Here is a 26,463-nt window from a genome sequence, read left to right as displayed (position 1 = left end):
TTAGTAGTAAGAACAGCGTGAGCTTATTCTTCTAAATCGCCACAGAAACGGTAACCTTCACCGTGAATAGTTGCGATGATTTCTGGAGTACCAGACACTGACTCAAAGTGTTTACGGATACGACGAATCGTTACGTCTACAGTACGGTCATGTGGTTTCAATTCACGACCAGTCATCTTCTTAAGAAGATCAGCACGAGTTTGGATCTTGCCTGGGTTTTCACAGAAATGCAGTAGTGCACGGAATTCTGAACGAGGCAGTTTGTAACCATCACCACTTGGACTAACCAGTGAACGGCTATTAATGTCTAGTACCCAACCGTTGAATTCGTATTTCTCAACAGAGCGTTTCTCATCTTGAGTTACGCCTGTGTTCATCGAACGGCTTAGTAGGTTACGAGCACGAATAGTAAGTTCACGAGGGTTGAATGGTTTAGTGATGTAATCATCTGCACCGATTTCTAGACCAAGGATTTTATCTACTTCGTTGTCGCGACCAGTCAAAAACATTAGAGCAACATCAGCTTGCTCACGAAGCTCACGAGCTAGCAACAAACCGTTTTTGCCCGGTAAGTTGATATCCATGATCACTAGGTTGATGTTGTTGTCAGATAGTTCGTGGTGCATTTCTTCACCGTTACTAGCTTCAAAAACATCGTATCCCTCGGCTTCAAAAATACTCTTTAGAGTGTTACGAGTAACTTGCTCATCTTCAACAATAAGAATCTGCGGGGTTTGCATTGGCGGTACCTAAACTTGTGAAAAATTTGTGCTAATAGAACTCATTCTAGGCAAAAACATAACATAGGGTAATTTGATGTTAACAATAAAACTTAATTTATGTAAAAAATCTACTCTCGGGTTGCCCGCCATCCGTGGAATACTAGCTTATGAGGAATCCAATACCTCTTTGGTTCTACTAGTCTTTGAGCCGGATTCTATAATGTTAACAGCATGCTAACAACGGCCAAATGTTAATTCCAATCACTTTGTTGATTTACATCAATTGTTAGAATGTAACAGATATTAAAACTAATGACGAGATGTAACACCACTAACCTCATGAAAATAAATGCAAACCTTTGGCAAGCTTATTCCAAAGTCAAATTTGATCTTAAACATAAAATAGCCTTTGAAAACTACGCCATTATTACCGCATGGAACCCTGAAAGTGATAAGTTGTCAGAATATGAGAATTGCGTAAATAATCAACGTTTACAGAATGAGCTGATTGGTTATGATTGGTTTTCTGTTCGCGTTGGTGATCCAGAGTTTCATTGGTTTGAAGAAAGTTTTGCCGTGAATATGCCTTTGAATAAGGGGTTAGAACTCGGCAGAGCATATAAACAGAATGCCATCTATTACGTGTGTAACAACATGCTTTATTTACATTCCTGTAAGGGAGAACTACGGGAGTGTTTAGGGGATATTAATTTATTCCAATTGTAACCCATATGAGGTTATTCCCCTTTAGAGCCTAATTATTTTTGAAATTACAATTACGAGAATCATGGAGGAACGATGAAAGATATCACACCGGATATATGTGATCGCTACGAGTCACAGGTGACTTTACTCGACTTACCTTTGCAAAATTACGGTATGAGAAGCAGTTTTTGGGGAGAGATAGTGACAGTTCGTTGCTATCACGATAATTCAAAAGTTCGTGAAGTCTTGAGTCAAAATGGCAAAGGAAAAGTACTGGTGGTTGATGGTCACGGATCTCGCCGCAAAGCATTGATGGGAGATCAGGTCGCAATGATGGCGATTGATAACGGTTGGGAAGGCGTGATTATCTATGGGGCTATTCGAGACGTTGTCGCACTATCGCAAATGGATTTGGGGATAAAAGCATTAGATGCTTGCCCATTTAAAACTGAAAAACGAGGCGTAGGTAAAGTAAATGTAGCTCTGACGATGCTTAATCAAATGGTGTTGCCGGGTGATTATATCTATGCCGACTGGAATGGAATCTTGCTCTCTAAGCAAGCGCTTGATTTGAGCTAAAAACGGAATCCTAAACCCACTTCAACATCTTGTTGCCACTCTTGATAGCCAAGGGTGGCATGCAAATCTAAATCATCAGAAAGCTGTAATCGACTGGACAATTCTGCGCCGATATTTGAAGTTCTCTCACTATTTTTATCAGAAAAATAGGATTGAACGGAGCTGCTTAATGTCACTTTTTCAGTGAGTTGGTAGCTAACGCCACTGAGCAATCCGTTTTCGCTTAAATTACCATTCTCTGAGTAAGATTGGTTTATGCGAGCTCCGACATAAACATCAATATCGTTGAATATTGCATAGGCGTATCCACCATCAATGTTGATATTCCAATTTCCAACGTCATCTTGTTCACTTGTTAAGAATAATCGATGTGGGGAATCCTTCTGCATTGAAGGCAGAGTTGGAAGTTGTTCGGACTGAGCATTAAAAACAATGAGCATGCAGGTAATACCAAGACTAAATCTCATGATATCTCCCTTGTAGTTGTAAATTTTTTAAATAACTTTTCCACTGCGCTTTACAAAGTCTATGCACAAAAAGCAGAGTCGGCAGATGTGTTGTTAGAGTATTTGGTTATTTACTTAGTCCGTTTTGTTTGTTCAAATAATGATTGTTGATTTTTTAGAGACTTAGCTAACTAATCAGAATGAAACATAAAAAAAAACTACTTTTTCGTTGACTACGCGATAAAAAATAGGTTAAACGTAGGGTAAGCAAACACACAAACGAAGTAAGATTTCTATGTTTAATAACAGCCTAGTAATGATGACAACCACCATTATTATTACCGACATTACGCGTGTTGGGGCAGGCTGCTAAGCGTAAAATTTTCAAAAAAAGGCCTGTATCCCCACCGATACAGGCCTTTTTTTTATACCTATTTTTAATGACTTGGAGTAAAGGGATGCGAGTTCTAAAGTTTGGAGGTTCATCGTTAGCTGATGCTGACCGTTTATTACGGGCAGCAGACATCATTGCCAATAACGCTCAGCAGGAAGACGTTGCCGTTGTTCTTTCTGCACCGGGTAAAACGACAAATAAACTTGTTGCAGTGATCGATAGCGCGATGCGTAATGGAGAAGCCGAACTACAGATTAAAGAGTTGGAATCTTCGTTCAACACTTTGTTTGAAGATATAAAAGCAGTATTGCCAAACATCGATGGTGCTGCGTTTGACAACCAAGTTAAAACCTCAATGTCACAACTACGTCAGTTTGTGCACGGAATCAGCCTATTAGGCATGTGTCCTGATAACGTAAATGCTCGCATTATCAGTAAAGGTGAGCGTGTTTCTATTCAGCTTATGAAAGCGGTAATGGAAGCGAAAGGATTAGCCGCTAACCTGATTGACCCAGTAAAATATCTGCTAGCGAAAGGTGACTATTTAGAAGCGATGGTAGATGTGGAAGTATCCACTCAAAACTTCAAGTCAAATCCTCTTCCAGAAAAACATGTTCACATTATGCCGGGCTTTACGGCTGGTAATAAAAAAGGCGAATTGGTTTGTCTAGGCCGTAATGGTTCTGACTATTCCGCAGCGGTCTTAGCCGCATGTTTACGTGCAGAGTGCTGTGAGATTTGGACTGATGTGGATGGTGTTTATAACTGTGACCCGCGTTTAGTTGACGATGCTCGTTTACTTAAGTCTCTAAGTTATCAAGAAGCAATGGAACTGTCTTACTTTGGTGCTTCAGTTCTCCATCCCAAAACTATCGCTCCTATTGCTCAATTCCACATTCCTTGCCTAATCAAAAATAGTTTTAATCCTCAAGGCCCTGGCACTTTGATTGGCCTTGATACCGGTGAAGACAATCTGGCGATCAAAGGTATTACAACGCTTAACAACCTAACGATGGTCAACGTTTCAGGTCCTGGCATGAAAGGCATGGTGGGTATGGCGAGCCGAGTGTTTGGTGCGATGTCCGCTTCAGGCGTTTCTATTGTTCTGATTACTCAATCCTCTTCTGAATACAGCATCAGTTTCTGTATTGAAGCAGAGCACAAAGTGCTCGCTCAACAAGCATTGTCTGAAGCATTCGAACTCGAACTGAAAGATGGCTTGTTGGAGCCAGTAGAGTTTATGGAAGACCTTTCGATCATCACTCTTGTTGGTGATGGTATGCGCACGTCGCGCGGTGTTGCTTCTCAGTTTTTTGCTTCGTTAACAGAAGCGCATGTCAACATTGTCGCTATTGCTCAAGGTTCATCAGAGCGTGCGATTTCAGCGGTTATTCCAGAAGACAAAGTGTCTTCAGCAATTAAAGCGTGCCACGAAAACCTATTTAACTCTAAGCACTTCCTCGACGTATTCGTTGTCGGTGTTGGTGGTGTTGGTGGTGAGCTGGTTGATCAAATTAACCGTCAACAAGCGAAACTGGCAGAAAAAGGTATCGTGATTCGTGTATGCGGTCTGGCGAACAGCAAGGGTTTGTTGCTTGATAGTGAAGGTCTGCCTCTGGATAACTGGCGTGACCGCATGGGCGGAGCTTCTGAAGAATTCTCATTAGCTCGCTTGATTGCTTTGGTCCAACGTAACCACATCATCAACCCTGTATTGGTAGACTGTACTTCGAGTGAAGCTATCGCGAATCAATATACAGATTTCTTAGCGGCAGGCTTCCACGTTGTCACACCAAACAAGAAAGCAAACACAGCAAGCATGGCGTATTACCATCAGTTGCGCGAAGTGGCTCGTCACTCTCGTCGTAAATTGATGTATGAAACAACTGTTGGTGCGGGTCTACCAGTGATTGAAAACCTGCAAAACCTAATTGCTGCAGGCGATGAACTGGAGAAGTTCAACGGTATCTTATCTGGCTCTCTCTCTTTTATCTTCGGTAAGTTAGATGAAGGTCTGACATTGAGCCAAGCGACAACGATTGCTAAAGATAAAGGTTTCACTGAGCCTGATCCCCGTGATGATTTGTCAGGTATGGATGTGGCTCGTAAGCTACTTATTCTTGCTCGTGAAGCGGGAATGGTATTAGAGCTAGAAGATATTAAAGTGGAACAAGCGCTTCCACCGGGCTTTGATGCATCAGGTAGTGTTGATGATTTCATGGCTCGCTTGCCTCAAGCGGATGAATATTTCCAAGAATTGTCAGCCAAAGCAGCAGAAGAAGGGAAAGTGCTTCGTTACGTGGGTGAGATCGCGGAAGGTGAATGCCGAGTGCACATCGCTATGGTCGATGAGAATGGCCCAATGTTCAAAATTAAAGATGGCGAGAACGCTCTGGCATTCTACAGCCGCTACTATCAGCCAATTCCGCTAGTACTACGCGGTTACGGTGCAGGTACTGAAGTAACTGCTGCAGGTGTATTCTCGGATGTCATGCGTACGCTTGGCTGGAAATTAGGGATTTAATCAATGAGTTCAAGTGACATGGGCGTAGTCGTTTACGCCCCAGCTTCTATCGGTAACGTGAGTGTTGGTTTCGATGTATTGGGTGCTGCGGTTTCACCGATTGATGGAACACTGCTTGGTGACCGAGTTCATGTAAAAGCAGGCTCAGAGCCTTTTACACTTAAAACCGCAGGCAGCTTTGTTTCGAAGCTTCCTGAAAACCCGAAAGAAAACATCGTTTACGATTGCTGGATAGTGTTTGCTCGTGAGTTAGAGAAAAAACAGGTAGCGCCTAGGCCTCTTGAAATGACGCTAGAGAAGAACATGCCTATCGGTTCTGGTCTAGGCTCAAGTGCTTGTTCAATTGTGGCTGCACTCGATGCGCTCAACCGATTCCATGATCAACCATTAAACGAAACTGAACTGTTGGCACTGATGGGTGAAATGGAAGGAAAGATCTCTGGTGGCATTCACTATGACAACGTAGCACCTTGTTACCTTGGTGGCGTCCAACTGATGTTGGAAGAGCTTGGCATTATCAGCCAAGAGGTGCCGTGTTTTGATGATTGGTACTGGGTAATGGCTTATCCGGGTATTAAGGTTTCAACGGCTGAAGCGCGAGCTATCTTGCCGTCTCAGTATCGCCGCCAAGATATCATCGCTCATGGTCGTTATTTGGCAGGCTTTATTCATGCCTGCCACACCAATCAGCCTGAGTTAGCTGCGAAAATGATCAAAGACGTGATCGCAGAACCTTATCGTGAGAAACTGCTGCCTGGTTTTGCGAAGGCTCGCCAATATGCGCTCTCTGCTGGTGCGCTTGCAACTGGTATCTCTGGTAGTGGTCCAACACTATTTAGCGTATGCAAAGAGAAAGACGTTGCCGAACGTGTTGCGCGTTGGCTGGAACAAAACTATGTACAAAACGAAGAAGGATTCGTTCACGTTTGTCGCTTAGACAAAAACGGTTCAAAAGTTACAGGAAGTGAGCTATGAAGCTTTACAACATAAAAGAAAATGATGAACAAGTATCCTTTGGCCAAGCCGTGCGCCAAGGGTTAGGCCGTAACCAAGGTCTATTTTTCCCGTCGGAATTACCAAAGTTTGATGATATCGATGCGCTATTAGCGGAAGATTTCGTATCGCGCAGCACTAAAATCCTATCTGCTTTGATTGGTGATGAACTGCCAAGCGAGAAAGTGAATGAGATGGTGGCATCTGCGTTCCAATTCCCTGCGCCAATCAAATCAGTAAAAGATGGCGTTTATGCTCTTGAACTGTTCCATGGTCCAACGCTTGCGTTTAAAGACTTTGGTGGTCGCTTTATGGCTCAGTCACTTGCTGCGGTATCTAATGGCGGAAAAATCACGATTCTAACAGCAACATCTGGCGATACAGGTGCTGCAGTTGCTCATGCTTTCTACGGCATGGAAGACATCAACGTCGTGATCCTTTATCCAAAAGGCAAAATCAGTCCACTTCAAGAGAAGCTGTTTTGTACACTAGGTAAGAATATTCACACTGTCGCGGTCAATGGCGATTTTGATGCTTGCCAAGCATTAGTTAAAAACGCTTTTGATGATGCTGAACTGCGTGAGAAAGTGGGTCTTAACTCAGCTAACTCAATTAACATTAGCCGTCTGATGGCGCAAATTTGTTATTACTTCGAAGCTGCAGCGCAAATGAGCAAAGCAGAGCGCGAAAATCTCGTCGTTTCAGTTCCAAGTGGTAACTTTGGTAACCTAACGGCTGGTTTACTGGCTAAAGCATTGGGTTTACCTATTAAACGTTTTATCGCTGCTACTAACGCAAACGATACTGTGCCTCGTTACCTAGAAACCGGTAAATGGGATCCAAAACCTACAGTAGCAACCACTTCAAATGCGATGGACGTAAGCCAACCAAACAACTGGCCACGTATTGAAGAGCTATGCAAGATAAAAGATTGGGGCTTGGAAACCTTAGGTAAAGGTGCGGTTCTTGATAACGAAAGTGCTGAATCAGTGAAAAAATTGAGCGCATTGGGTTATCTGTGTGAGCCACACGGTGCTATCGCTTACCGCGTACTTGATCAGCAGTTAAAACAAGGTGAAACAGGGCTGTTCTTATGTACTGCTCACCCAGCGAAGTTCAAAGAAGTGGTTGATGATATTTTAGGTACCGACATCGAATTACCAGCGCCCTTGGCTAAACATGCGGTTCTGGATCTGCTGTCTGACGAGATGGATGTTGACTTCGCAGCATTGAGAGAGCTTTTAATCAAGGTTCGTGGCGAATAACAGAGTGAGTAGAGAATCATGATTGATTCTCTACCAGTAAAGCATAAAAAAGCGGTGCTACTTTTACAGTAAGAGCACCGCTTTTTTTAATCTGCGAGACTGAATTATAGAGATTCAGTAAAAGTACGAGCGATAACGTCGCGTTGTTGTTCTTGAGTTAGAGAGTTAAAGCGAACAGCATAACCCGATACACGGATAGTTAGCTGAGGGTACTTCTCTGGGTGCGCTACTGCATCTTCTAGCGTTTCACGTTTAAGAACATTAACGTTTAGGTGTTGTCCACCTTCGATTTTTGCTGGAGTTTCAATTGCCACTTCACGGCTTTCGTACTCGCCAAGGTCAGATACTGGAACAACTTGATCTTCTGAATAGCTACCAGTAGCTGCAACACAACGAGCTTCGTTTGTTTCACTGTCGATTAGCCAAATAGAGTTAAGTAGGTCATCATTAGCTGCTTTAGTGATTTGGATACCTTGGATCATCAATATCTCCTAGTCCACTTTGAGTGGTATTTATTGGTGTTAAATTTCGTAATTTTTGTTGAGCTTCGTATTATATATTTTATATCCATGATTATAGTATTGATATAGGTCAAAAAACAACATAAAACCTTAATTAGTTTAAGGTAAATAAATTGATGTTAATCAATAAGTGTTTAATAAATATAATTATTCAATTAAATTTTAACTATTAAAAAATATTTTATGGTTAAGTTTTGTTCTTATTGTGGTAATAAAACTACATTTTGACGTGCTAGAACAAGCAAACTAGAACAAATCAGTAAGTTATAAAAGCCAATTTGAAAGTAGAAAGTGATTAAATGACAAAAGAAGTAAAGCCTCTTGGCAACAAATATATTGGTGCTCATGTTTCAGCTGCTGGTGGTGTCGATCAGGCGCCATTAAGAGCAAAAGAGATTGGGGCAAACGCGTTTGCTATCTTCACGAAAAACCAGCGTCAATGGGTTGCTAAACCTTTAGAGGCGTCAACAATAAGGCGCTTTAAAGAGCAATGTCAGCGTTTAGGTTTCTCTGCTGATCATATTTTGCCTCACGACTCATACTTAATTAATTTGGGTGCGCCTGAAGAAGAGAAGTTGGAAAAATCTCGAGCTGCGTTTATCGATGAGATGGAGCGTTGCAATCAACTTGGGTTGAAACTACTCAACTTCCATCCGGGTAGCCATTTAAAACTGGTGTCTGAAGAGCAGTGCCTTGCGACTATTGCTGAGTCAATCAACCTTGCTCATAAAGCTGTATCGGATGTGATTGCTGTCATCGAAAATACAGCAGGGCAAGGAACGAACTTAGGTTGGCGCTTTGAACATTTGGCGGCAATCATTGATCAAGTTGAAGACAAATCTCGTGTCGGCGTTTGCCTCGATACTTGCCACACATTTGCCGCTGGCTACGATTTAAGTAGCTTTGAAGCTTGTGAAGCGACCTTTGCTGAATTTGATCGTATTGTTGGTATGCACTATTTGAGAGCAATGCATATTAATGATTCAAAAGGCGGGTTAGGCAGTAAGCTGGATCGCCACCATTCATTAGGCAAGGGTGAGATTGGTTGGGATTGTTTCGAATACATATCTAAAGATGCTCGCTTTGATAATATCCCATTGATTTTAGAAACAATTGATCCTGATATTTGGCATTTAGAAATTCAAACAATGCGTGATCACCATTTAAGCGTATAAATTATTAGTCTGAGATCACGATATTGGCATGCTTTTCTCATGACGTTTTCATGAAACGTTGTAAAGAAGGATGCCTAATTATGTTCTCTTCAGTTTGTGTTATCTCATCATTCAGTGCTCGGCCTGCTGCTCGTATGCCAGTGCCTAATCGGCATGTAACAGGTCGAGGGCACCATCGTTCGCCACAACCAAGTAAACCTCATTGTAAGTAAGGCTTACTGATGAGAGCCTCTGTTTGTTGGAAGCTTGATATCTTGGTTGTTGTGTTGATGACATTTGTGAGTCGTTTACGACAATTTTGAACAATATCTGAGGTTTCAGATATGTCATGAGTTGTCGTATTCGAATTTACGAGTGCTGTCTGGCTGCAACTTTGTTTTCATGGGTATAAGATAAAGAAATTATTTTTATACTCAGGAGCTGTTATGAGCCATTCTTTGACTTGGCACGACGTCATCGGTCTAGAGAAAGAACAAAAATATTTCCAGCAAACACTAAAATTCGTAGAGGATGAGCGTGCCGCTGGTAAAGTCATCTTCCCGCCTGCTAAAGATGTATTTAATGCGTTTCGCTTTACTGAATTCGACGATGTCAAAGTGGTTATTCTTGGACAAGACCCTTATCACGGCCCTAATCAAGCACATGGTTTGTGTTTTTCTGTCCTACCAGGAGTAAAAACTCCTCCTTCTCTAGTGAATATGTATAAAGAATTGGCTCAAGATATCGAAGGGTTTCAAATCCCGAATCATGGCTATTTAAAAAGCTGGGCGGATCAGGGCGTTCTGTTGCTCAATACTGTTTTAACGGTAGAGCAGGGTAAGGCACATTCACATGCCAAAGCTGGTTGGGAAATGTTCACTGACCGTGTTATTGATGCGCTAAACCAGCATCGTCAAGGCGTGATCTTCCTTCTCTGGGGATCTCATGCTCAAAAAAAGGGGCAGATGATAGATAGAAGTAAGCATCATGTACTTATGGCTCCGCATCCTTCGCCGTTATCAGCTCATCGTGGTTTCTTAGGTTGTAAGCATTTTTCGCAAACAAATCAGATACTCAAACAATTAAGGCAAATGCCAATTGATTGGCAACCAACTCTTGATTCGAATCAATGATGTGATGAATGATTGTTTGTATTGCTGTTTTTTCGACCAAAATCAAAGCGAATTAGTCATTCCTTATATAGACTTTACCTACAAGACTGTGTAATGGAGACGCACAATGATGATTGAAAGAATCAGACGTGAGCATGGGTACATGACTCGACTGTTGGCTATTTTGCGCGGAAAGCTACAGCTTCTTAAAGACGAAAAACCGATTAACTACAGCCTCGTTAAGGAGATTGTGGATTATCTTTCAAGGCATTCTGAAAGTGTCCATCACCCCAAAGAAGACATTCTTTATCGGCATTACATGAAGCATTATGGCGAGCATGAAGAAGTCTCGGATTTAGAAAAAGAACATGCACTGTTATCCAAATCGACACATGAGTTTTTGAACACGGTGGAGATGATCCTAAATGATGCGGTTGTTCCTCAAGATGTATTTATGGAACAGCTAGAACAATTCATTAATTCACAGCGTCAACATTTAGAAATGGAAGAGCAAACCGTTTTACCGCTGATTAATCGAACTTTTAGCGTTGCAGATTGGCAACAGGTGGAATCTGAGTGGAATTGTAGTGAAGAAGATCCAGTATTTGGTTCAACCATTGCGGAAAGATACGCTCAGCTTGCTCGTCGAGTAAGAAAAAGCGAAACAGAGTGCAATTAGGAAAAATGTACAAAGTCAAAGTGTAGAAATAGAAGAGGCGCCAACAAAGGCGCCTCTTCTATTTATAATTTGAGGTCATCGAGTTCTAGACAGACATCCATTTCCAATAACTCTCTTTCCAACCGTTTTCGATCTCGTATAGCTTCTATCTCACGCCACATCCTTTTAGCAGGTTTCGCTCTGCTACTCGCATTTGAGCGGAGCTTTGCGATTTGTGCATCTAACAGTTCATCAAAGTGCAAGTCGTCCATAAGCAAGCCTCTTTCTGGTTGTCTCCTTTCCTGGAGTTTTTTCTAAATATCATATTTTTAAGGACAATAACTATGATTTATTTCTCATTTGTTTCATTGATATGAAATTTTTATGGATTTCTTCTAGGAATATAAACTTTGTTAGCATTGGGGTGGTTGTTATTTAACCGGTTGGATACCAAGTTTCTTATTTATTGATAATTGGCTGATGTTAATGAAAGGTTACTAATCTAGGCCGTGGGATTGCCGGTTGATTAATATTTGGCCGCTAGGTTTCTAAATGTTTCAAGTTCCGCAATTAGAAATCATTTTGTGATGGAGCATATAGAGCTATAAGGCTGAATGTGACTTCAACTTATTGTGCATGACATAAGTTTGGTGTGGGAGGTAATGTTTTATTAATGTAATAGTAATGTTTTGTTTGTGTGATTTTTACTTGGTGTTGTTTCTACGAATAGCGCTTACGGATTCTCATAAATGCAACTTAACTCATATTGATTTTTAACAACCCTGCCTGCATTATTCTCGCCCATCATATAGATACCTAAACCGATAAGGTGTCTTCATTCTCCTGAACTACACACCATTATAAAAGCAAATCGCAGCCAGCGAGCGTGTAGTTAAAGTGCTAACTTTTATTTTCAGGTTCTAATACTTACTCTTTTTAGAGGTTTTTGTGACAGACTTAATTAACTTAATGAACGACCTGCTTTGGGGATCGATACTGGTGTATCTCCTTGTTGGTGTCGGTATTTATTTCACCTTGCGTTTAGGCTTTATCCAATTTCGCCATTTTGGGCACATGTTCAGTGTGCTGAGAAACAGCCGTAAAGCTGACAATGCTGGTATTTCTTCTTTTCAAGCTCTTTGTACCAGTCTTGCTGCGCGTGTAGGTACAGGTAACATGGCTGGTGTTGCGGTTGCATTAACCGTTGGTGGCCCTGGTGCGATTTTCTGGATGTGGATGACAGCGATGCTAGGCATGGCGACTTCATTCGCAGAAAGTACTCTTGCTCAGCTTTACAAATCACGTGATAAGGATGGCAACTACCGTGGTGGCCCTGCTTATTACATGGAAAAAGGCTTGGGTATGCGCTGGATGGGGGTGATTTTCTCAATCTTCCTTATCATTGCGTTTGGCTTGGTGTTCAATGCAGTACAAGCTAACTCGATTTCAAATGCGATGAATAATGCATTTGGTTTTGATCCGATGATGGTGGGTATTGGTATTGTGCTACTAACTGCCTTCGTAATTTTTGGTGGTATTCGTAAAATTGCACGAACCGCTGAACTTATCGTCCCATTTATGGCTATCGCCTACCTAGCAATTGCGCTTGTGGTCGTGTTCATGAACATTGAGAAAGTGCCTGCTGTGTTCTCTCTGATCATTAAAAGTGCTTTTGGTTTTGAACAGGCTGCCGCTGGTGGCCTTGGTTATGCGATTGCACAGGCAATGATCAACGGTGTTAAACGTGGATTGTTCTCAAACGAAGCGGGTATGGGTTCTGCGCCGAATGCGGCGGCTTCTGCAACGCCTTATCCTCCACACCCTGCGTCTCAAGGTTATGTGCAAATGCTGGGCGTATTCGTAGATACTATCGTGATCTGTTCAGCGACTATGGCGATCATCTTAGTGTCTGGTGAATATGTTCCGCACGGTGAAATTACAGGTATCGAACTAACACAACGTGCACTAAGCTCACAAGTTGGTGATTGGGGCGGCGTGTTTATTGCGATGGCGATTTTCTTCTTTGCCTTCACCTCAATCATTGCGAACTATTCGTATGCGGAAACGAACCTGATATTCCTTGAGCACAATAACAAGAAAGGTTTAGTCGTATTTCGTCTGATTTTCTTAAGTATGGTGATGTTTGGTGCGTTAGCGACACTGCCTACGGTTTGGGCTATGGCCGATGTTTCTATGGGCTTGATGGCGATTGTTAACTTGATTGCGATTCTGCTTCTGTCTGGAACCGTAATTAAGCTTGCGAAAGACTACAACCGTCAGCTAGACGCGGGCAAAGTACCGACTTTCAATGCCAATGACTACCCTGAACTAAAAACTCAACTAGAAGATGGAATCTGGGATCAATCGAAGTCGACTAAAGCAAACTAAGTACACTAATAGATAGTACCGATGTTATAGATTGGAAAAGCCATGCAGACACTGCATGGCTTTTTTTGTAAGCTATCGTTCAAAAGCAATAAAAGTCAGCTCAACAGAATTTATAAAGGAAACCTTATGCTTATCGTGGTCTCTCCAGCAAAAACATTGGATTATGAATCTCCATTGCCAACAACGCGCTTTACCCAGCCAGAGTTGACTTCGCATTCAGCGGAATTAATTAAAGTGTGCCGTACACTAACGCCACAAGATATTGCCGACTTAATGAAAGTCAGTGACAAAATTGCTGGTTTGAACGTGGCACGCTTTGAGCAGTGGACCGAAACTTTCACACCTGATAATTCTCGCCCTGCGATTTTTGCTTTCAAAGGTGATGTCTATACTGGTCTCGAAGCAGAAACGTTGTCTGAAGCGGATTTAGATTATGCGCAAACTCATCTGCGTATGCTGTCAGGCTTATACGGTTTGTTGAAGCCTCTCGATCTTATGCAGCCTTACCGTCTCGAAATGGGTACTAAGCTGGGCAATGAACGTGGCAGCAATCTCTATCAGTTCTGGGGCAATATCATTACCGATAAGCTAAATGAAGCGATTAAGGCACAAGAAGACAACGTGCTGATCAATCTGGCTTCTAATGAGTACTTTAAAGCCGTTAAACCGAAAGCTTTAGAGGCTCAAGTGATCACTCCGGTGTTTAAAGACTGCAAAAATGGTCAGTATAAAGTGATCAGCTTCTTTGCTAAAAAAGCTCGTGGCATGATGGCGCGCTATATTATTGAAAACCGTATTGAGTCGGTGAAGCAGTTAGAATCTTTTGACATTGCTGGCTACTACTACTGTGCCACTGAATCAACAGCAACAGAGCTTGTATTCAAGCGAGAAGAACAATAAGCCTATAGATGAGGTTGTTATGCTAACTTGGTTTAAAAAATGGCTGGCACGCTATGATGATTGGTGTCAAAGCATGGGATTAACGCCAGATCAAAAGCGTTGTTGCGTTCCTTATCGTAAAGATCCGATTCATGATAAAGCGCCGACGCATGGCAAAGACCTGATTCATGACAAAGATAAGCCATAAGCTGCGGCTGTTTGACACTCATTGCCACTTTGATTTTGATGAGTTTGACGCATCGTTTCCGGAGCAAATATCCGCCGCAACGCATGCTCAGGTAGATAAAATCCTTATTCCATCGGTTGGTGTTTTTAATTGGCTGCGAGTGAAAAATCTCGCGGCACAATACCCAGCAACTCTTCGATATGCCCTCGGTTTCCATCCTTATTTTCTTGAGCACTTTGCTAATGAACAGTTGCAGCTGTTAGAAGATGAATTAGCACTGCGAGAAAGCGCTTGTGTTGCCGTTGGCGAATGTGGATTAGACGCTATGGTTGAGGTTAATGCCTCGCTGCAAGAACGTGTTTTCATCGCCCAACTAGTCATGGCGGAACACGCCCATCTTCCGGTAATTCTGCATAGCCGCAAAACGCATAACCGGTTGCTGCAATTTATTAAACAACATCGCTTTACTCAAGGTGGTGTGTTACATGCTTTTTCCGGCAGTGAACAACAGGCAAAGCAATTTATAGACCTTGGATTTAAAATCGGTGTAGGCGGAGTGATTACTTACCCACGAGCAAATAAAACTCGACAAGCGATCAGCCAATTACCAATAGAGTCTCTGGTTTTAGAAACCGATGCACCGGACATGCCATTATCCGGCAGGCAAGGCGAGGCGAATCATCCTAAGTACTTAATTCATGTCTTAGAAGAGTTGGCGGAGCTGAGAGACACCAATAAAGAACAACTGGCATCACAGCTTTGGGCAAACAGTATCGAACTGTTTCGGATAAATGAATAGCAAAAGGGAGCGAAATTCGCTCCCTTTGTCTTTAGTAAAGTGTTTTAGGTAACAGATTAAATCGTTATTCGCGCTCTTTGGTGTACGGAACACCAATTGCTTTTGGCGCAACCGCTTTACCAATAAATCCTGCAAGTAGAAATACCGTCAAGACATATGGCAACGCTTCAATGGCTTGAACCGGAATAGGGAAGTCACCAACGCTCACGCCTTGCAGACGAATAGCGAGCGCATCAAGGAAGCCGAACAGCAAACAGGCTGCCATAGCTGTCACAGGGCGCCACTTACCAAAGATAAGGGCTGCCAGTGCCATATAGCCTTTACCTGCACTCATGTTAGGAATGAACTGCGCAGTTTGGCCTACAGAGAGGTACACGCCAGCCAAACCCACCAATAAGCCACAGATGACCATTGCACTATAACGCATGCCAGCAACCGAAATACCGGCTGTATCCACTGCCGCAGGAGAATCACCTACCGCCCTTAAGCGTAAGCCGAAGCGAGTTTTGAACAATACGTACCAAGACAAAGGTACTGCCGCTAAAGCCACATACTCAATAATCGAGTGACCGCTGATTAGCTCAGAATAAATGAGCCCAACAACCGGAACATCTTGCAAGGCATCAGCGCCCGGTAACGTTATTGGTGCAAAGCGACCATCACCAGAAAGCGCCGGTGTTTGACCGCCTTGATTGAACCAGTAACGTCCTAGAGTTACAGTTAAACCTGTCGCCAGAATATTGATTGCCATACCGCTGACCACTTGGTCGCCACGGTGTGTAATTGAAGCAAAGCCGTGAAGTAAAGCTAGCAGAATAGACACCAGCACCCCAGCACAAACACCCAGCCAAGCCGAACCTGTTATGTAAGCTGTCGCTGCACCTGCGAAAGCCGCTGCCAACAGTTTACCTTCTAGGGCAATGTTTACTACACCTGAACGTTCACTAAACATACCGGCTAGAGCGGCAAGAATTAGAGGGGTGGCAACACGAATTGTGGCATCAGCCATTAAAATGAAGGTTTCAAACATGTTTACGCAACTCCATGTTCTTGTTTGCCAAATAAGCGCACATAAATGCGTTCAATTGAAGGTTTGAACATGTACTCAAGCGCACCAGAGAATAAGATGACCAGACCTTGCAGTACCACAACAATGTTACGGTCAACACCGTAATCGAAGCTCAGCTCTGCACCACCTTGATAGAGGAAGCCAAACAGTAAACTTGCTAGTACAACACCTACAGGGTGGTTTCGTCCCATCAGAGCAACAGCAATACCTGTGAAGCCGAATCCTTCTACGAAGTTCAATTTGATCTGATGAAGCTCACCTTGCAGCACGTTAATACCAAAGAAGCCTGCCAACATGCCCGAAAGCATCATAGTAATGACGATTATCTTCAGGTAGTTAATTCCTGCATAAGATGCAGCTGACGCATTAGCGCCAATAGAGCGAATCTCGTAGCCCCAGCGAGAGTGCCAAATGAACAGCCATACAAACACACTGCACAATAGAGCAAAAATGAAACTGATGTTTAGTGGGCTTGGCGCAACATTAATACCAAACATAGCAAACAGTTCGTGCATTTTAGGTAGCCAGCTACCTTGTGCAAATACTCGGCTTTCTGTTGCCATTGTGGTTTCTGGCTTCAGAATGTCGACTAGAAGGTATGCCATAAGCGAAGCTGCAATGAAGTTAAACATGATCGTTGTAATAACGATATGAGAACCCCGTTTTGCCTGTAAGTAAGCAGGAATAAATGCCCAAGCCGCACCAAAAATGCCGCCAGCGATAACCGCTACAGGAAATACCACATACCAAGGGGCGTACTCGCCGAGGGTTAAACAGATTATCCCGACACCCAGACCACCAATATATGCCTGACCTTCCACACCGATGTTGAATAGCCCTGCGTGATAAGCCACCGCAACGGCTAAACCTGTAAAGATAAAACCAGTGGTATAGTAAAGAGTGTAACCGAAGCCTTCTGCGTAACCGAATGCCCCTGTCCACATGACTTTGATGGCGTCTAATGGGTTGATATCAATATAAATAAATAACAAAGCTGAAACTAAAAATGCGACCAAAACGTTAATTGCAGGTAACAGCGCAATGGTTACCCAAGCGGGCACTTTTGCCTGACTCATGCCGTCTCTCCTTGGGCAATACTCTCTTTTATGTGGTCTGGAATGATGTTCGCCATCATAAGACCTAATGTTTTCTCATCAGCCTGATGAGCTTGCAGTTCACCGACAATCGCCCCATCAAATACAACCAATATCCGGTCGGCAAGGCTAAGAATTTCATCCAATTCAACCGAGACTAATAGCACGGCTTTTCCTGCATCTCGGCTAGCAACAATTTGCTGGTGGATATACTCAATTGCGCCTATGTCCACCCCACGAGTGGGTTGGCCAATTAGAAGGACGTCTGGGTTCTCTTCCATTTCTCGGGCAATCACCAGTTTTTGCTGGTTACCACCAGAGAAGTTTGCCGTTTTTAGGTGGATATCATTCGGGCGAACGTCCCATTTATCCATGCTCTCTTGGCAAATCTTCGAAATAGCGGCTTTGTCTTGCAGTAAGCCTTTGTTGTATTTTGGCAGATTGTGATAGCCCAAGATGTAAGCTTCTTGAGCTTCAAATTTATTGATCAAACCTTGCTTATGGCGATCTTCTGGAATATGACCCACACCCATAGCTCTCACTTGTTGTGGATCTGCCGGTTTATCGACAGAAATCGTGTGACCATTCAGTTCAAAGCTGCCTGATGTTGGCTTTAAGATGCCAGACAGCAGAGACAGGATCTCTGATTGACCATTGCCGGATACTCCAGCAATACCGACAAGTTCGCCTGCACGGACAGAGAAACTGATGTCTTTCACGCGTTTAACTCCGCTGTGATCGACATAGCCTAATTTGTTTACCTTCAGTAACTCTTTCGCTGGTTTGGCTTCAGACTTATCAACTTTTAAGCGAACTTTGCGGCCTACCATCAGCTCTGCAAGCTCTTCGCGGTTGGTGTCTGAGGTTTTTACATCGGCAACCATCTGACCTTGACGCATAACTGAAATGTTATCGGTAATAGCCAGTACTTCACGCAGTTTATGAGTGATGATGATAACCGTTGTGCCTTGACTACGAAGTTTGTCCAGAATCGCGAATAAGTGATCCGCTTCTTGAGGAGTTAACACGCCAGTTGGTTCATCAAGAATAAGCAGTTTTGCATCGCGGTAGAGAGCTTTAAGAATTTCTACTCGTTGTTGCAAGCCTACAGGTAAGTCTCCAACCAATTTATCGAGAGGGACGTCTAAACCGTAGTCTTTTTCTATTTGGTGCAGTTTCTTTCTTGCAGCTTTTAAGCTGTCTTCTAGTTTCCAGCCAGATTCAGCGCCGAGAACGACGTTTTCAAGAACCGTGAAGGTATCAACCAACATAAAATGTTGGTGAACCATGCCTATTCCTGCGGCTATCGCTTCTTGAGAGTTGTTAGGGGTATATGGTTTACCATCGACAAACATCTCACCTGAGTTTGGTGTATAAAAACCGTAGATGATGCTCATCAAGGTGGATTTACCAGCGCCATTTTCACCGATAATGCCGTGAATCGTACCTGCTGGAACTTTTAAATCGATAGCTTTATTCGCGTGAACGGCACCAAAGCGTTTATCGATTTTTTTAAGCTCGATGGCATAGTTTTGAGATTGCGTCACGTAAAAACTTCCTGAACTAGTGAGGTCAACAGACCCTAAGGCCATATTCAAATGGATGCGCTTAATCGAGCAGCCAAATAAACCATACGCCGCTGAGCAAGCAGCGGCGTATGGCATTTCCAAACGGAACGTATTGTTTTAACTAAGTATTAAGAACTAAATTAGTACTCACACTTATTGTTAGACATGTAGTCGTGAATTTTAATTTTGCCAGCGATAATGTCCGCTTTTAGAGTATCCATGTAAGCTTTCATTTCGTCAGTGATCAGAGACTTGTTGTTGTCATCGTATGCCCAATCAACAGCGTTCTCTTTAAGACCAAGAGCTTTGATACCAGGTTGCCAAGTACCGTTCATCTCTTCTTTCCAAGATTCAACTGAAGCCGCGCCTACAAGTTTAACCATTGACGTTAGCATTGTGCCTGGTTGTAGGTGGTTTTGGTTTGAGTCAACACCGATCGCTAGTTTGCCTGCATCTTTCGCTGCTTGGTAAACACCTAAACCAGTACCGCCAGCTGCCGCGTAAACAACGTCAACACCTTTAGAGAATTGAGATTTAGCAAGCTCTGAACCTTTTGCAGGGTCAGCAAACGCTGCTGGAGTTGAACCAGTCATGTTTTGTAGAACAGTGATGCTTGGGTTAGTGTATTTAGCACCTTGCTCATAACCACATTGGAATTTACGGATAAGAGGAATGTCCATTCCGCCAACGAAGCCAACTACGCCTGATTTTGACGCTTTCGCAGCAAGTGCACCCACTAGGAATGAACCTTCGTGCTCTTTAAATACGATTGATTGAACGTTTGGCTTATCAACAACTGAATCAAGAATGGTGAAGTGAATATCTGGGAACTCTGTTGCCACTTTTTCTACAGCTGATGCCATATTAAAGCCTACTGCAACAATAGGGCTAAAACCGCGGCTTGCTAAGCGACGAAGACCTTGTTCACGTTGCGCCTCGTTCTGAGGTTCAAATTCGCGAACTTCAGTACCTTCCGCTGCCATCACTTTTACACCATTTTGATATACCGCTTCGTTGAACGATTTATCGAATTTACCCGCTGTATCATAAATTACGGCTGGTTTTGCTTCTGCGAAAACGTGAAATGAAGAAACCGCTAAAGCAAGTGCTGAGATTTTTATAATAGATTTTTTCACTGTTATATACCTATGTTGCAATACCACTGTACTAGACGAGAGACTGCTGACCTTTAACAAAAGTCCAACAAACCCAAAAAACAAAATATCAATAGTTTGAATGAATTATTGGTGAGCTAGTTTGATCGTGTATAAGTTTATCGTTTGCGCTGCAAAAAAAAGTCGAATACCTCACACCAAATCACATTTTTTTGTAAAGGAATAAACTAATTAACCATAAATGTATGTTTATTTGTTAATTCCGAGTGTTTACAAGAAATTAGACTCACCAAAATTGTGATTTTAATCACCAAAATAGTGCAAATTGACGATGTAGTTACTTTATTAAACGCTGTTTTTCTAGCGTTCGACTCATTAAGCAAATGGTAAGCCAACTTATTGGTCGTATGTATGGATAAATCTGTTTCTAATTAGCACGCTATTAAATGTGCGTTTGAATACAAATTTGTAGTGTGGTTGAGTGAAAAATGTAACATTCAAGTGTGATGGAGTGCTCATGTTTTGACTTGATATAAAAACAATGTTTGTCGTTAAACTGGGTGTTAAATGTCGAGAAGTTGAAGGTAAAAGTTAAAATATTGACAGCTTCTTTTATGAGCAAACGGTTGCAGCATTTTTTAGAGTCTGGACTACAATGTGTTGGCTATATGTTTCGGATAAGGTCAAATTACCGCTGTTTCGGGGTTTTATTGTGACTTGCTTCTTGTTTTTGAATGTAATGTTGACTCATTACCTAAAAATGCGTGATGCATATATTACTTTTTGTTGTGAGAGATGCGTATAATCGCACCCCGAAAACAACCCAATGTTTAACACGCCAAATTAAACTATAAGGAAGCCATAAACTATGAGTACGTTTATGAGCCTAGTCGGTATGGTCGTTCTACTTGCTATCGCAGTATTACTTTCAAATAACCGCAAAGCTATTAACTTAAGAACCGTGGGTGGCGCATTTGCTATCCAATTTGCACTAGGTGCATTTGTACTTTATGTCCCATGGGGCCGCGATTTACTTGCTGGTTTCTCTAACGGGGTATCTAACGTTATTAACTACGGTAATGACGGTACTTCTTTCCTATTCGGTGGTCTTGTTTCAGACAAGATGTTCGAAGTGTTCGGTGGCGGCGGTTTCATCTTCGCTTTCCGTGTTCTTCCAACACTGATTTTCTTCTCTGCTCTAATCTCAGTTCTTTACTACCTAGGCATTATGCAATGGGTAATTAAGATTCTAGGTGGTGGTCTGCAGAAAGCTCTAGGTACATCTCGTGCAGAATCTATGTCTGCAGCAGCTAACATTTTCGTTGGTCAAACTGAGGCTCCACTTGTTGTTCGCCCATTTGTTCCAAAAATGACTCAATCTGAGCTGTTCGCAGTAATGTGTGGTGGTTTGGCTTCTGTTGCTGGTGGTGTACTTGCGGGTTACGCATCAATGGGTGTTCCACTAGAGTACCTAGTTGCCGCATCATTTATGGCAGCACCTGGTGGTCTACTGTTCGCTAAGCTCCTATTCCCTGAAGTTGATCAACCACAAGAGAACATTGAAGATGCTCTTGACGGTGGCGACGACAAACCAGCTAACGTTATCGACGCAGCAGCTGGCGGTGCAGCAGCAGGTCTACAACTTGCTCTGAACGTTGGTGCAATGCTAATCGCATTCATTGGTCTAATCGCGCTTCTAAACGGTCTTTTAGGTGGTGTTGGTGGTTGGTTCGGTATGCCTGAACTAACTCTAGAACTTCTTCTAGGTTGGATCTTCGCTCCTCTAGCATTCGTAATCGGTGTGCCATGGGAAGAAGCAACAATTGCTGGTTCATTCATCGGTCAGAAGACAGTTGTAAACGAATTCGTAGCTTATCTAAACTTTGTACCTTATGTGGGTGATAACGCACAAGTTATTGCTGCAACTGGTCAAGTAATGTCTGAGAAGACTCAAGCAATCATCTCATTCGCTCTATGTGGTTTCGCTAACCTATCTTCTATCGCGATTCTACTAGGTGGTCTGGGTGGTCTAGCTCCGACTCGTCGTCACGACATCGCTCGTATGGGTATCAAAGCAGTTATTGCTGGTACGCTATCTAACTTGATGGCTGCAACAATTGCTGGTTTCTTTATCTCTTTCTAATTTGAATTAGAGAACGATATATAGACGCCGTTTAATCTCACCCCGTAGCAAGAATATTGCTGCGGGGTGTTTTTGCTTTTCAGGGCATGACAAAGAGTGCTTTTTTGTAATGGATTGCATTGAAAAGCCTTGTGTCTCAAGGATGTCAGAAATTGACCATTTTTGAGATACAAACCGTTTGCTCTTCGAATGGGACTACAGTTTTGTGATAAATATCTATACTGTATTCACTTGCCGAAGGAAGTAAGCGAATATCAAAGCCACGTAGTGAAGCCAATTGGATCGGTTAACCACTACGGCGTTTTGAAAGGCAGCTAATGTCTAAAACAGATCATGTCTAAAACAGATCATGTCTAAAACTGACACTGCCTGAAACTGAAACTGTAAGACACCGCAATCACAGATTGTTGTGCCATAGACCCAAATGGGTACTGTGCGGTGACAAGGATAGCAATTGGTGAACTTTAAACAGTCACCGAGTCTTCAAGGAACCAAGTCCGTTCATTTGTGGCTATCAAAATAGACGTATGACAGTCGCTTTGGTAGTGAACTAATTGAATATATTGATCGGAGTTAGAAATGAGCGATTTAAAAGCAGCAGCACTACGTGCACTTAAACTGATGGATTTAACTACACTGAATGATGATGACACGGATGCGAAAGTAATCCAGCTTTGTCACGATGCGAAAAGCCCAGTCGGCAACACTGCTGCAATCTGTATTTACCCTCGCTTTATTCCTATTGCTAAGAAGACCCTTCGTGAGCAAGGCACCCCAGAAGTTCGCATTGCAACAGTAACTAACTTCCCACACGGTAATGACGATGTGGAAATTGCAGTCGCTGAAACGAAAGCAGCAGTAGCATACGGCGCTGACGAAGTAGACGTCGTTTTCCCTTACCGTGCTCTAATCGCTGGTGACGAGAAAGTGGGTTTTGACCTAGTTAAGCAATGTAAAGAAGCGTGTGGTTCTGATGTTCTTCTTAAAGTGATCATCGAAACTGGCGAACTAAAAGAAGAAGCACTAATCAAGAAAGCTTCACAAATCTGTATCGAAGCGGGCGCAGACTTCATCAAAACCTCAACAGGTAAAGTGCCTGTGAACGCAACGCCTGAATACGCACGTATGATGTTAGAAGTAATTCGTGACATGAACGTTGCTGAAACTGTAGGTTTTAAACCTGCAGGTGGTGTGCGTACAGCTGAAGATGCTCGTGATTACCTAGCGATGGCTGACGAAATCCTAGGTGACAAGTGGGTGGACAGCCGTCACTACCGTTTCGGTGCGTCAAGCCTGCTAACCAATCTACTAAATACATTAGAAGTAACAAACGAGAAAGCTGATCCAGCGGCTTACTAATCGTTCTGTTTTATAAGATGGCGCACAGCGCCATCTTCATTTCTAAATAGTAAAAAAACCATAGCTACCCATTCAATTGGTTCGGGGCTAGGGAGGCACTAATGTATTTACCTCAAGAAATAATCAGAAGAAAACGTGATGGAGAAATCCTGACCACAGAAGAGATCAACTTCTTCATCCAAGGTGTGGCTAAAAACACGGTTTCTGAAGGACAAATTGCAGCTTTCGCAATGGCTGTATTCTTCCGTGAAATGACTATGCCAGAGCGTATCGCACTGACGTGTGCAATGCGCGATTCAGGCATGGTTATCGATTGGAGCCATATGAACTTTGATGGCCCGATTGTTGATAAACACTCGACAGGTGGTGTGGGTGACGTAACTTCACTGATGCTAGGCGCTATGGTTGCGGCTTGCGGTGGTTATGTTCCTATGATCTCTGGTCGTGGATTAGGCCACACTGGCGGTACTCTTGATAAATTAGAGTCTATCCCTGGCTATAACATCACTCCAACGAATGACGTGTTTGGTCAAGTGACCAAGCAAGCAGGCGTGGCGATTATCGGTCAGACTGGTGATTTAGCGCCAGCAGATAAACGCGTGTACGCAACACGTGATATCACAGCAACCGTTGATAATATCTCGCTGATCACTGCTTCTATTCTTTCGAAGAAATTAGCCGCAGGTCTTGAATCATTAGTGATGGACGTGAAAGTTGGTTCTGGCGCATTTATGCCAACTTATGAAGCGTCAGAAGAACTAGCAAAATCTATCGTTGCGGTTGCGAATGGTGCTGGTACCAAAACAACAGCAATTTTAACGGATATGAACCAAGTATTGGCTTCTTCTGCGGGTAACGCTGTTGAAGTACGTGAAGCGGTTCGTTTCCTAACGGGCGAATACCGTAACCCTCGTCTACTTGAAGTTACTATGGCTTCTTGTGCTGAAATGTTGGTGCTAGGAAAACTTGCCAAAGACAGTGTTGAAGCTCGTCAAAAACTGCAAGCAGTATTGGACAACGGCCAAGCAGCAGAGCGCTTTGGTAAGATGGTTGCAGGACTTGGTGGTCCAGCAGACTTCGTTGAAAACTACGAAAACTACTTAGATAAAGCTCAAATCATCAAACCGGTTTATGCAGCGCAGTCGGGTGTGGTATCGGCTATGGATACTCGCGCGATTGGTATGGCTGTGGTTGGTATGGGCGGTGGTCGTCGTGTAGCAACAGATACTATCGATTACGCAGTAGGCTTTGATAACTTCATTCGCCTTGGTGAAGTGGCAGATAGCAACAAGCCGTTAGCGTTCATTCACGCTCGTAGTGAAGATCAGTGGCAAGAAGCGGCAAACGCACTACAAAATGCGATTAAAGTCGGTGGTGAATACGTCCCAACACCTGATGTTTACCGTCAGATTCGTGCAGAAGACGTGTAGTTCGCTCAGGAAAGATTGGTGAGGAAACATTTATGAAAAGAGCATTTATTTTAGTTTTAGATTCATTCGGTATCGGTGAAACGGCCGATGCTAAAGATTTTGGTGACGTTGGCGCAGATACTCTCGGTCACATTGCTGATCAATGTGCACAAGGTTTAGCGGATAACGCTGATCGTAAAGGTCCACTTACATTACCAAACCTATCTAAGCTTGGTCTTGCTATGGCTCACAAAGAGTCTACAGGCCGTTTCGCGCCTGGACTTGATGAACAAGCTGACATCATCGGTGCTTATGGTCATGCGGCTGAGCTGTCTTCTGGTAAAGATACTCCGTCTGGCCACTGGGAAATTGCAGGTGTTCCTGTTCTGTTTGACTGGGGCTATTTCACTGACAAACAAAACAGTTTCCCTAAAGAGCTGACTGATCGCATTCTTGCTCGCGCAGGTCTGGATGATTTTCTAGGTAACTGCCACGCTTCTGGTACGCAGGTTCTGGATGATTTAGGTGAAGAGCATATGAAGACGGGCAAGCCTATCTTCTATACTTCTGCTGACTCAGTATTCCAAATCGCCTGTCACGAAGAGACTTTTGGTCTAGATCGCTTACTTGAGCTTTGCCAAATTGCCCGTGAAGAATTAGCGGATTACAACATTGGTCGTGTTATTGCGCGTCCATTCGTTGGTGCTGGTAAAGGTCAATTTGAGCGTACGGGTAACCGTCGTGATCTTTCGGTTGAACCGCCTTCAGTAACAGTTCTACAAAAGTTAGTGGAAGAGAAGCAGGGCAATGTAGTGTCAATCGGTAAGATTGCAGATATCTACGCGAATTGCGGTATCACTAAGAAAGTGAAAGCAACGGGTATTCCTGCACTGTTTGAAGCAACACTAGAGCAAATTCAACAAGCAGGTGATGATACTATCGTCTTCACTAACTTTGTTGATTTTGACTCAGCTTACGGTCACCGTCGTGATGTAGCGGGTTACGCAGCAGCTCTAGAATATTTCGATAAGCGTTTGCCGGAAGTTCTAGAAATAATGCAAGAAGATGATGTGTTGATTCTAACGGCTGATCATGGTTGTGACCCAACATGGCAAGGTACTGACCATACTCGTGAACATATCCCAGTGATTGTTTACGGTAAGAAAGTGGCTCCGGGTTCATTAGGCTGTCGCGAAACATTCGCCGATATCGGTCAAAGCCTGGCAAGCTACTTTGGCATTTCGCCAATGGATTACGGTAAGAACTTTTTGTAATTTCTTTGGGGCTTAGTCTCTGTCTTAGTGAATAGGATAGCATTGAGCCCCAATTATCAGTTTGGTAAAGGTGCACTTCGAGCACCTAACATCATAAGGAACAATA

At 43.0% G+C, this 26,463-nt stretch carries 24 protein-coding genes and 1 other annotated feature; of the genes, 16 read left to right on the top strand and 8 right to left on the bottom strand.

Annotated elements, in window-relative coordinates:
- Nucleotides 1-23: 23 nt before the first annotated feature.
- The gene (gene arcA, locus ACRQQK_RS18815) at nt 24-740 is read right to left on the bottom strand and encodes a two-component system response regulator ArcA (protein ID WP_042480376.1); all 717 of its coding nucleotides are present in this window, start codon (nt 738-740) and stop codon (nt 24-26) included.
- Between the two features lie 321 nt (nt 741-1,061).
- Here arcA and ACRQQK_RS18810 point away from each other — a divergent pair, with 321 nt between their 5' ends.
- A complete protein-coding gene (locus ACRQQK_RS18810) occupies nt 1,062-1,448 on the top strand; it encodes a DUF3293 domain-containing protein (RefSeq protein ID WP_457513959.1) in 387 nt (128 codons plus the stop codon).
- Nucleotides 1,449-1,520: 72 nt separating this feature from the next.
- The gene (locus tag ACRQQK_RS18805; RefSeq protein WP_457513957.1) at nt 1,521-2,006 is read left to right on the top strand and encodes a putative 4-hydroxy-4-methyl-2-oxoglutarate aldolase; all 486 of its coding nucleotides are present in this window, start codon (nt 1,521-1,523) and stop codon (nt 2,004-2,006) included.
- On the opposite strand, the gene ACRQQK_RS18800 is transcribed toward ACRQQK_RS18805, so the two are convergent.
- Complete coding sequence (locus ACRQQK_RS18800) at nt 2,003-2,473, bottom strand: DUF7840 domain-containing protein (protein ID WP_457513956.1); 471 nt, start codon at nt 2,471-2,473, stop codon at nt 2,003-2,005. The genes ACRQQK_RS18805 and ACRQQK_RS18800 overlap by 4 nt on opposite strands.
- Before the next feature lie 287 nt (nt 2,474-2,760).
- Nucleotides 2,761-2,879: a sequence feature (Thr leader region), on the top strand.
- A 31-nt stretch (nt 2,880-2,910) separates the two neighbouring features.
- Between ACRQQK_RS18800 and thrA the strand changes: the two genes are divergently transcribed.
- Genes thrA through thrC form a run of 3 tightly spaced genes read left to right on the top strand, consistent with a single transcriptional unit; the run spans nt 2,911 to nt 7,628 of the window.
- Nucleotides 2,911-5,370, top strand: coding sequence for a bifunctional aspartate kinase/homoserine dehydrogenase I (gene thrA / locus ACRQQK_RS18795; RefSeq protein ID WP_457513954.1), 2,460 nt, complete (start codon nt 2,911-2,913; stop codon nt 5,368-5,370).
- A gap of 18 nt (nt 5,371-5,388) precedes the next feature.
- Nucleotides 5,389-6,345, top strand: coding sequence for a homoserine kinase (thrB, locus tag ACRQQK_RS18790; protein ID WP_457514171.1), 957 nt, complete (start codon nt 5,389-5,391; stop codon nt 6,343-6,345).
- Nucleotides 6,342-7,628, top strand: a complete 1,287-nt coding sequence (gene thrC / locus ACRQQK_RS18785) for a threonine synthase (RefSeq protein WP_457513953.1) — start codon at nt 6,342-6,344, stop codon at nt 7,626-7,628. Before thrB ends, thrC begins: the two co-directional genes overlap by 4 nt.
- A 104-nt stretch (nt 7,629-7,732) precedes the next feature.
- On the opposite strand, the gene grcA is transcribed toward thrC, so the two are convergent.
- Nucleotides 7,733-8,110, bottom strand: coding sequence for an autonomous glycyl radical cofactor GrcA (gene grcA, locus ACRQQK_RS18780; protein ID WP_457513951.1), 378 nt, complete (start codon nt 8,108-8,110; stop codon nt 7,733-7,735).
- A 338-nt stretch (nt 8,111-8,448) separates the two neighbouring features.
- On the opposite strand from grcA, the gene nfo reads away from it, so the two are divergent.
- From nfo to ACRQQK_RS18765, 3 genes are all read left to right on the top strand, one after another.
- Nucleotides 8,449-9,324, top strand: coding sequence for a deoxyribonuclease IV (gene nfo, locus ACRQQK_RS18775; protein ID WP_457513949.1), 876 nt, complete (start codon nt 8,449-8,451; stop codon nt 9,322-9,324).
- 425 nt (nt 9,325-9,749) lie between these two features.
- Entirely contained in the window at nt 9,750-10,436 is a 687-nt protein-coding gene (gene ung / locus ACRQQK_RS18770) for a uracil-DNA glycosylase (protein ID WP_457513947.1), read from the top strand.
- Nucleotides 10,437-10,542: 106 nt separating this feature from the next.
- Entirely contained in the window at nt 10,543-11,094 is a 552-nt protein-coding gene (locus ACRQQK_RS18765) for a hemerythrin domain-containing protein (RefSeq protein ID WP_102954406.1), read from the top strand.
- A 62-nt stretch (nt 11,095-11,156) separates the two neighbouring features.
- Here ACRQQK_RS18765 and ACRQQK_RS18760 read toward each other — a convergent pair whose 3' ends face one another.
- Nucleotides 11,157-11,345 (bottom strand): DUF3545 family protein, encoded by a 189-nt coding sequence (locus tag ACRQQK_RS18760; RefSeq protein ID WP_102954405.1) that lies wholly within the window; start codon nt 11,343-11,345, stop codon nt 11,157-11,159.
- A gap of 676 nt (nt 11,346-12,021) precedes the next feature.
- On the opposite strand from ACRQQK_RS18760, the gene ACRQQK_RS18755 reads away from it, so the two are divergent.
- From ACRQQK_RS18755 to ACRQQK_RS18740, 4 genes are all read left to right on the top strand, one after another.
- Entirely contained in the window at nt 12,022-13,461 is a 1,440-nt protein-coding gene (locus ACRQQK_RS18755) for an alanine/glycine:cation symporter family protein (RefSeq protein ID WP_102954404.1), read from the top strand.
- Between the two features lie 126 nt (nt 13,462-13,587).
- Nucleotides 13,588-14,361, top strand: a complete 774-nt coding sequence (gene yaaA, locus ACRQQK_RS18750; protein ID WP_457513944.1) for a peroxide stress protein YaaA — start codon at nt 13,588-13,590, stop codon at nt 14,359-14,361.
- Nucleotides 14,362-14,380: 19 nt separating this feature from the next.
- Complete coding sequence (locus ACRQQK_RS18745) at nt 14,381-14,548, top strand: DUF5363 family protein (protein WP_457513942.1); 168 nt, start codon at nt 14,381-14,383, stop codon at nt 14,546-14,548.
- Nucleotides 14,529-15,326, top strand: coding sequence for a TatD family hydrolase (locus tag ACRQQK_RS18740; RefSeq protein ID WP_457513940.1), 798 nt, complete (start codon nt 14,529-14,531; stop codon nt 15,324-15,326). The genes ACRQQK_RS18745 and ACRQQK_RS18740 overlap by 20 nt, the downstream gene beginning before the upstream one ends.
- A gap of 64 nt (nt 15,327-15,390) precedes the next feature.
- Here ACRQQK_RS18740 and ACRQQK_RS18735 read toward each other — a convergent pair whose 3' ends face one another.
- The 4 genes from ACRQQK_RS18735 to ACRQQK_RS18720 form a co-directional block, all read right to left on the bottom strand.
- A complete protein-coding gene (locus ACRQQK_RS18735) occupies nt 15,391-16,356 on the bottom strand; it encodes an ABC transporter permease (protein WP_457513938.1) in 966 nt (321 codons plus the stop codon).
- A 2-nt stretch (nt 16,357-16,358) separates the two neighbouring features.
- A complete protein-coding gene (locus ACRQQK_RS18730; RefSeq protein WP_457513936.1) occupies nt 16,359-17,471 on the bottom strand; it encodes an ABC transporter permease in 1,113 nt (370 codons plus the stop codon).
- Nucleotides 17,468-19,081 carry an ABC transporter ATP-binding protein gene (locus ACRQQK_RS18725; RefSeq protein ID WP_457514169.1) on the bottom strand — a complete coding sequence of 538 codons (1,614 nt, stop codon included), beginning with the start codon at nt 19,079-19,081 and terminating at the stop codon, nt 17,468-17,470. The genes ACRQQK_RS18730 and ACRQQK_RS18725 overlap by 4 nt, the downstream gene beginning before the upstream one ends.
- 116 nt (nt 19,082-19,197) lie before the next feature.
- Complete coding sequence (locus ACRQQK_RS18720) at nt 19,198-20,193, bottom strand: BMP family lipoprotein (RefSeq protein WP_457513934.1); 996 nt, start codon at nt 20,191-20,193, stop codon at nt 19,198-19,200.
- A gap of 847 nt (nt 20,194-21,040) precedes the next feature.
- On the opposite strand from ACRQQK_RS18720, the gene ACRQQK_RS18715 reads away from it, so the two are divergent.
- From ACRQQK_RS18715 to ACRQQK_RS18700, 4 genes are all read left to right on the top strand, one after another.
- Nucleotides 21,041-22,315, top strand: a complete 1,275-nt coding sequence (locus ACRQQK_RS18715) for a NupC/NupG family nucleoside CNT transporter (protein WP_457513932.1) — start codon at nt 21,041-21,043, stop codon at nt 22,313-22,315.
- Between the two features lie 579 nt (nt 22,316-22,894).
- Nucleotides 22,895-23,674 carry a deoxyribose-phosphate aldolase gene (deoC, locus tag ACRQQK_RS18710; RefSeq protein WP_457513930.1) on the top strand — a complete coding sequence of 260 codons (780 nt, stop codon included), beginning with the start codon at nt 22,895-22,897 and terminating at the stop codon, nt 23,672-23,674.
- Nucleotides 23,675-23,775: 101 nt separating this feature from the next.
- Nucleotides 23,776-25,104, top strand: a complete 1,329-nt coding sequence (deoA, locus tag ACRQQK_RS18705; RefSeq protein ID WP_457513928.1) for a thymidine phosphorylase — start codon at nt 23,776-23,778, stop codon at nt 25,102-25,104.
- Between the two features lie 32 nt (nt 25,105-25,136).
- Nucleotides 25,137-26,357: a phosphopentomutase gene (locus ACRQQK_RS18700; protein ID WP_457513926.1), complete on the top strand. Its 1,221-nt coding sequence runs from the start codon at nt 25,137-25,139 to the stop codon at nt 26,355-26,357.
- Nucleotides 26,358-26,463 lie beyond the last annotated feature (106 nt).

The organism is Vibrio sp. C8 (assembly GCF_054051265.1).
Note: the sequence above shows the minus strand (reverse complement) of the source record. Positions and strands in the feature narration are given on the sequence as shown.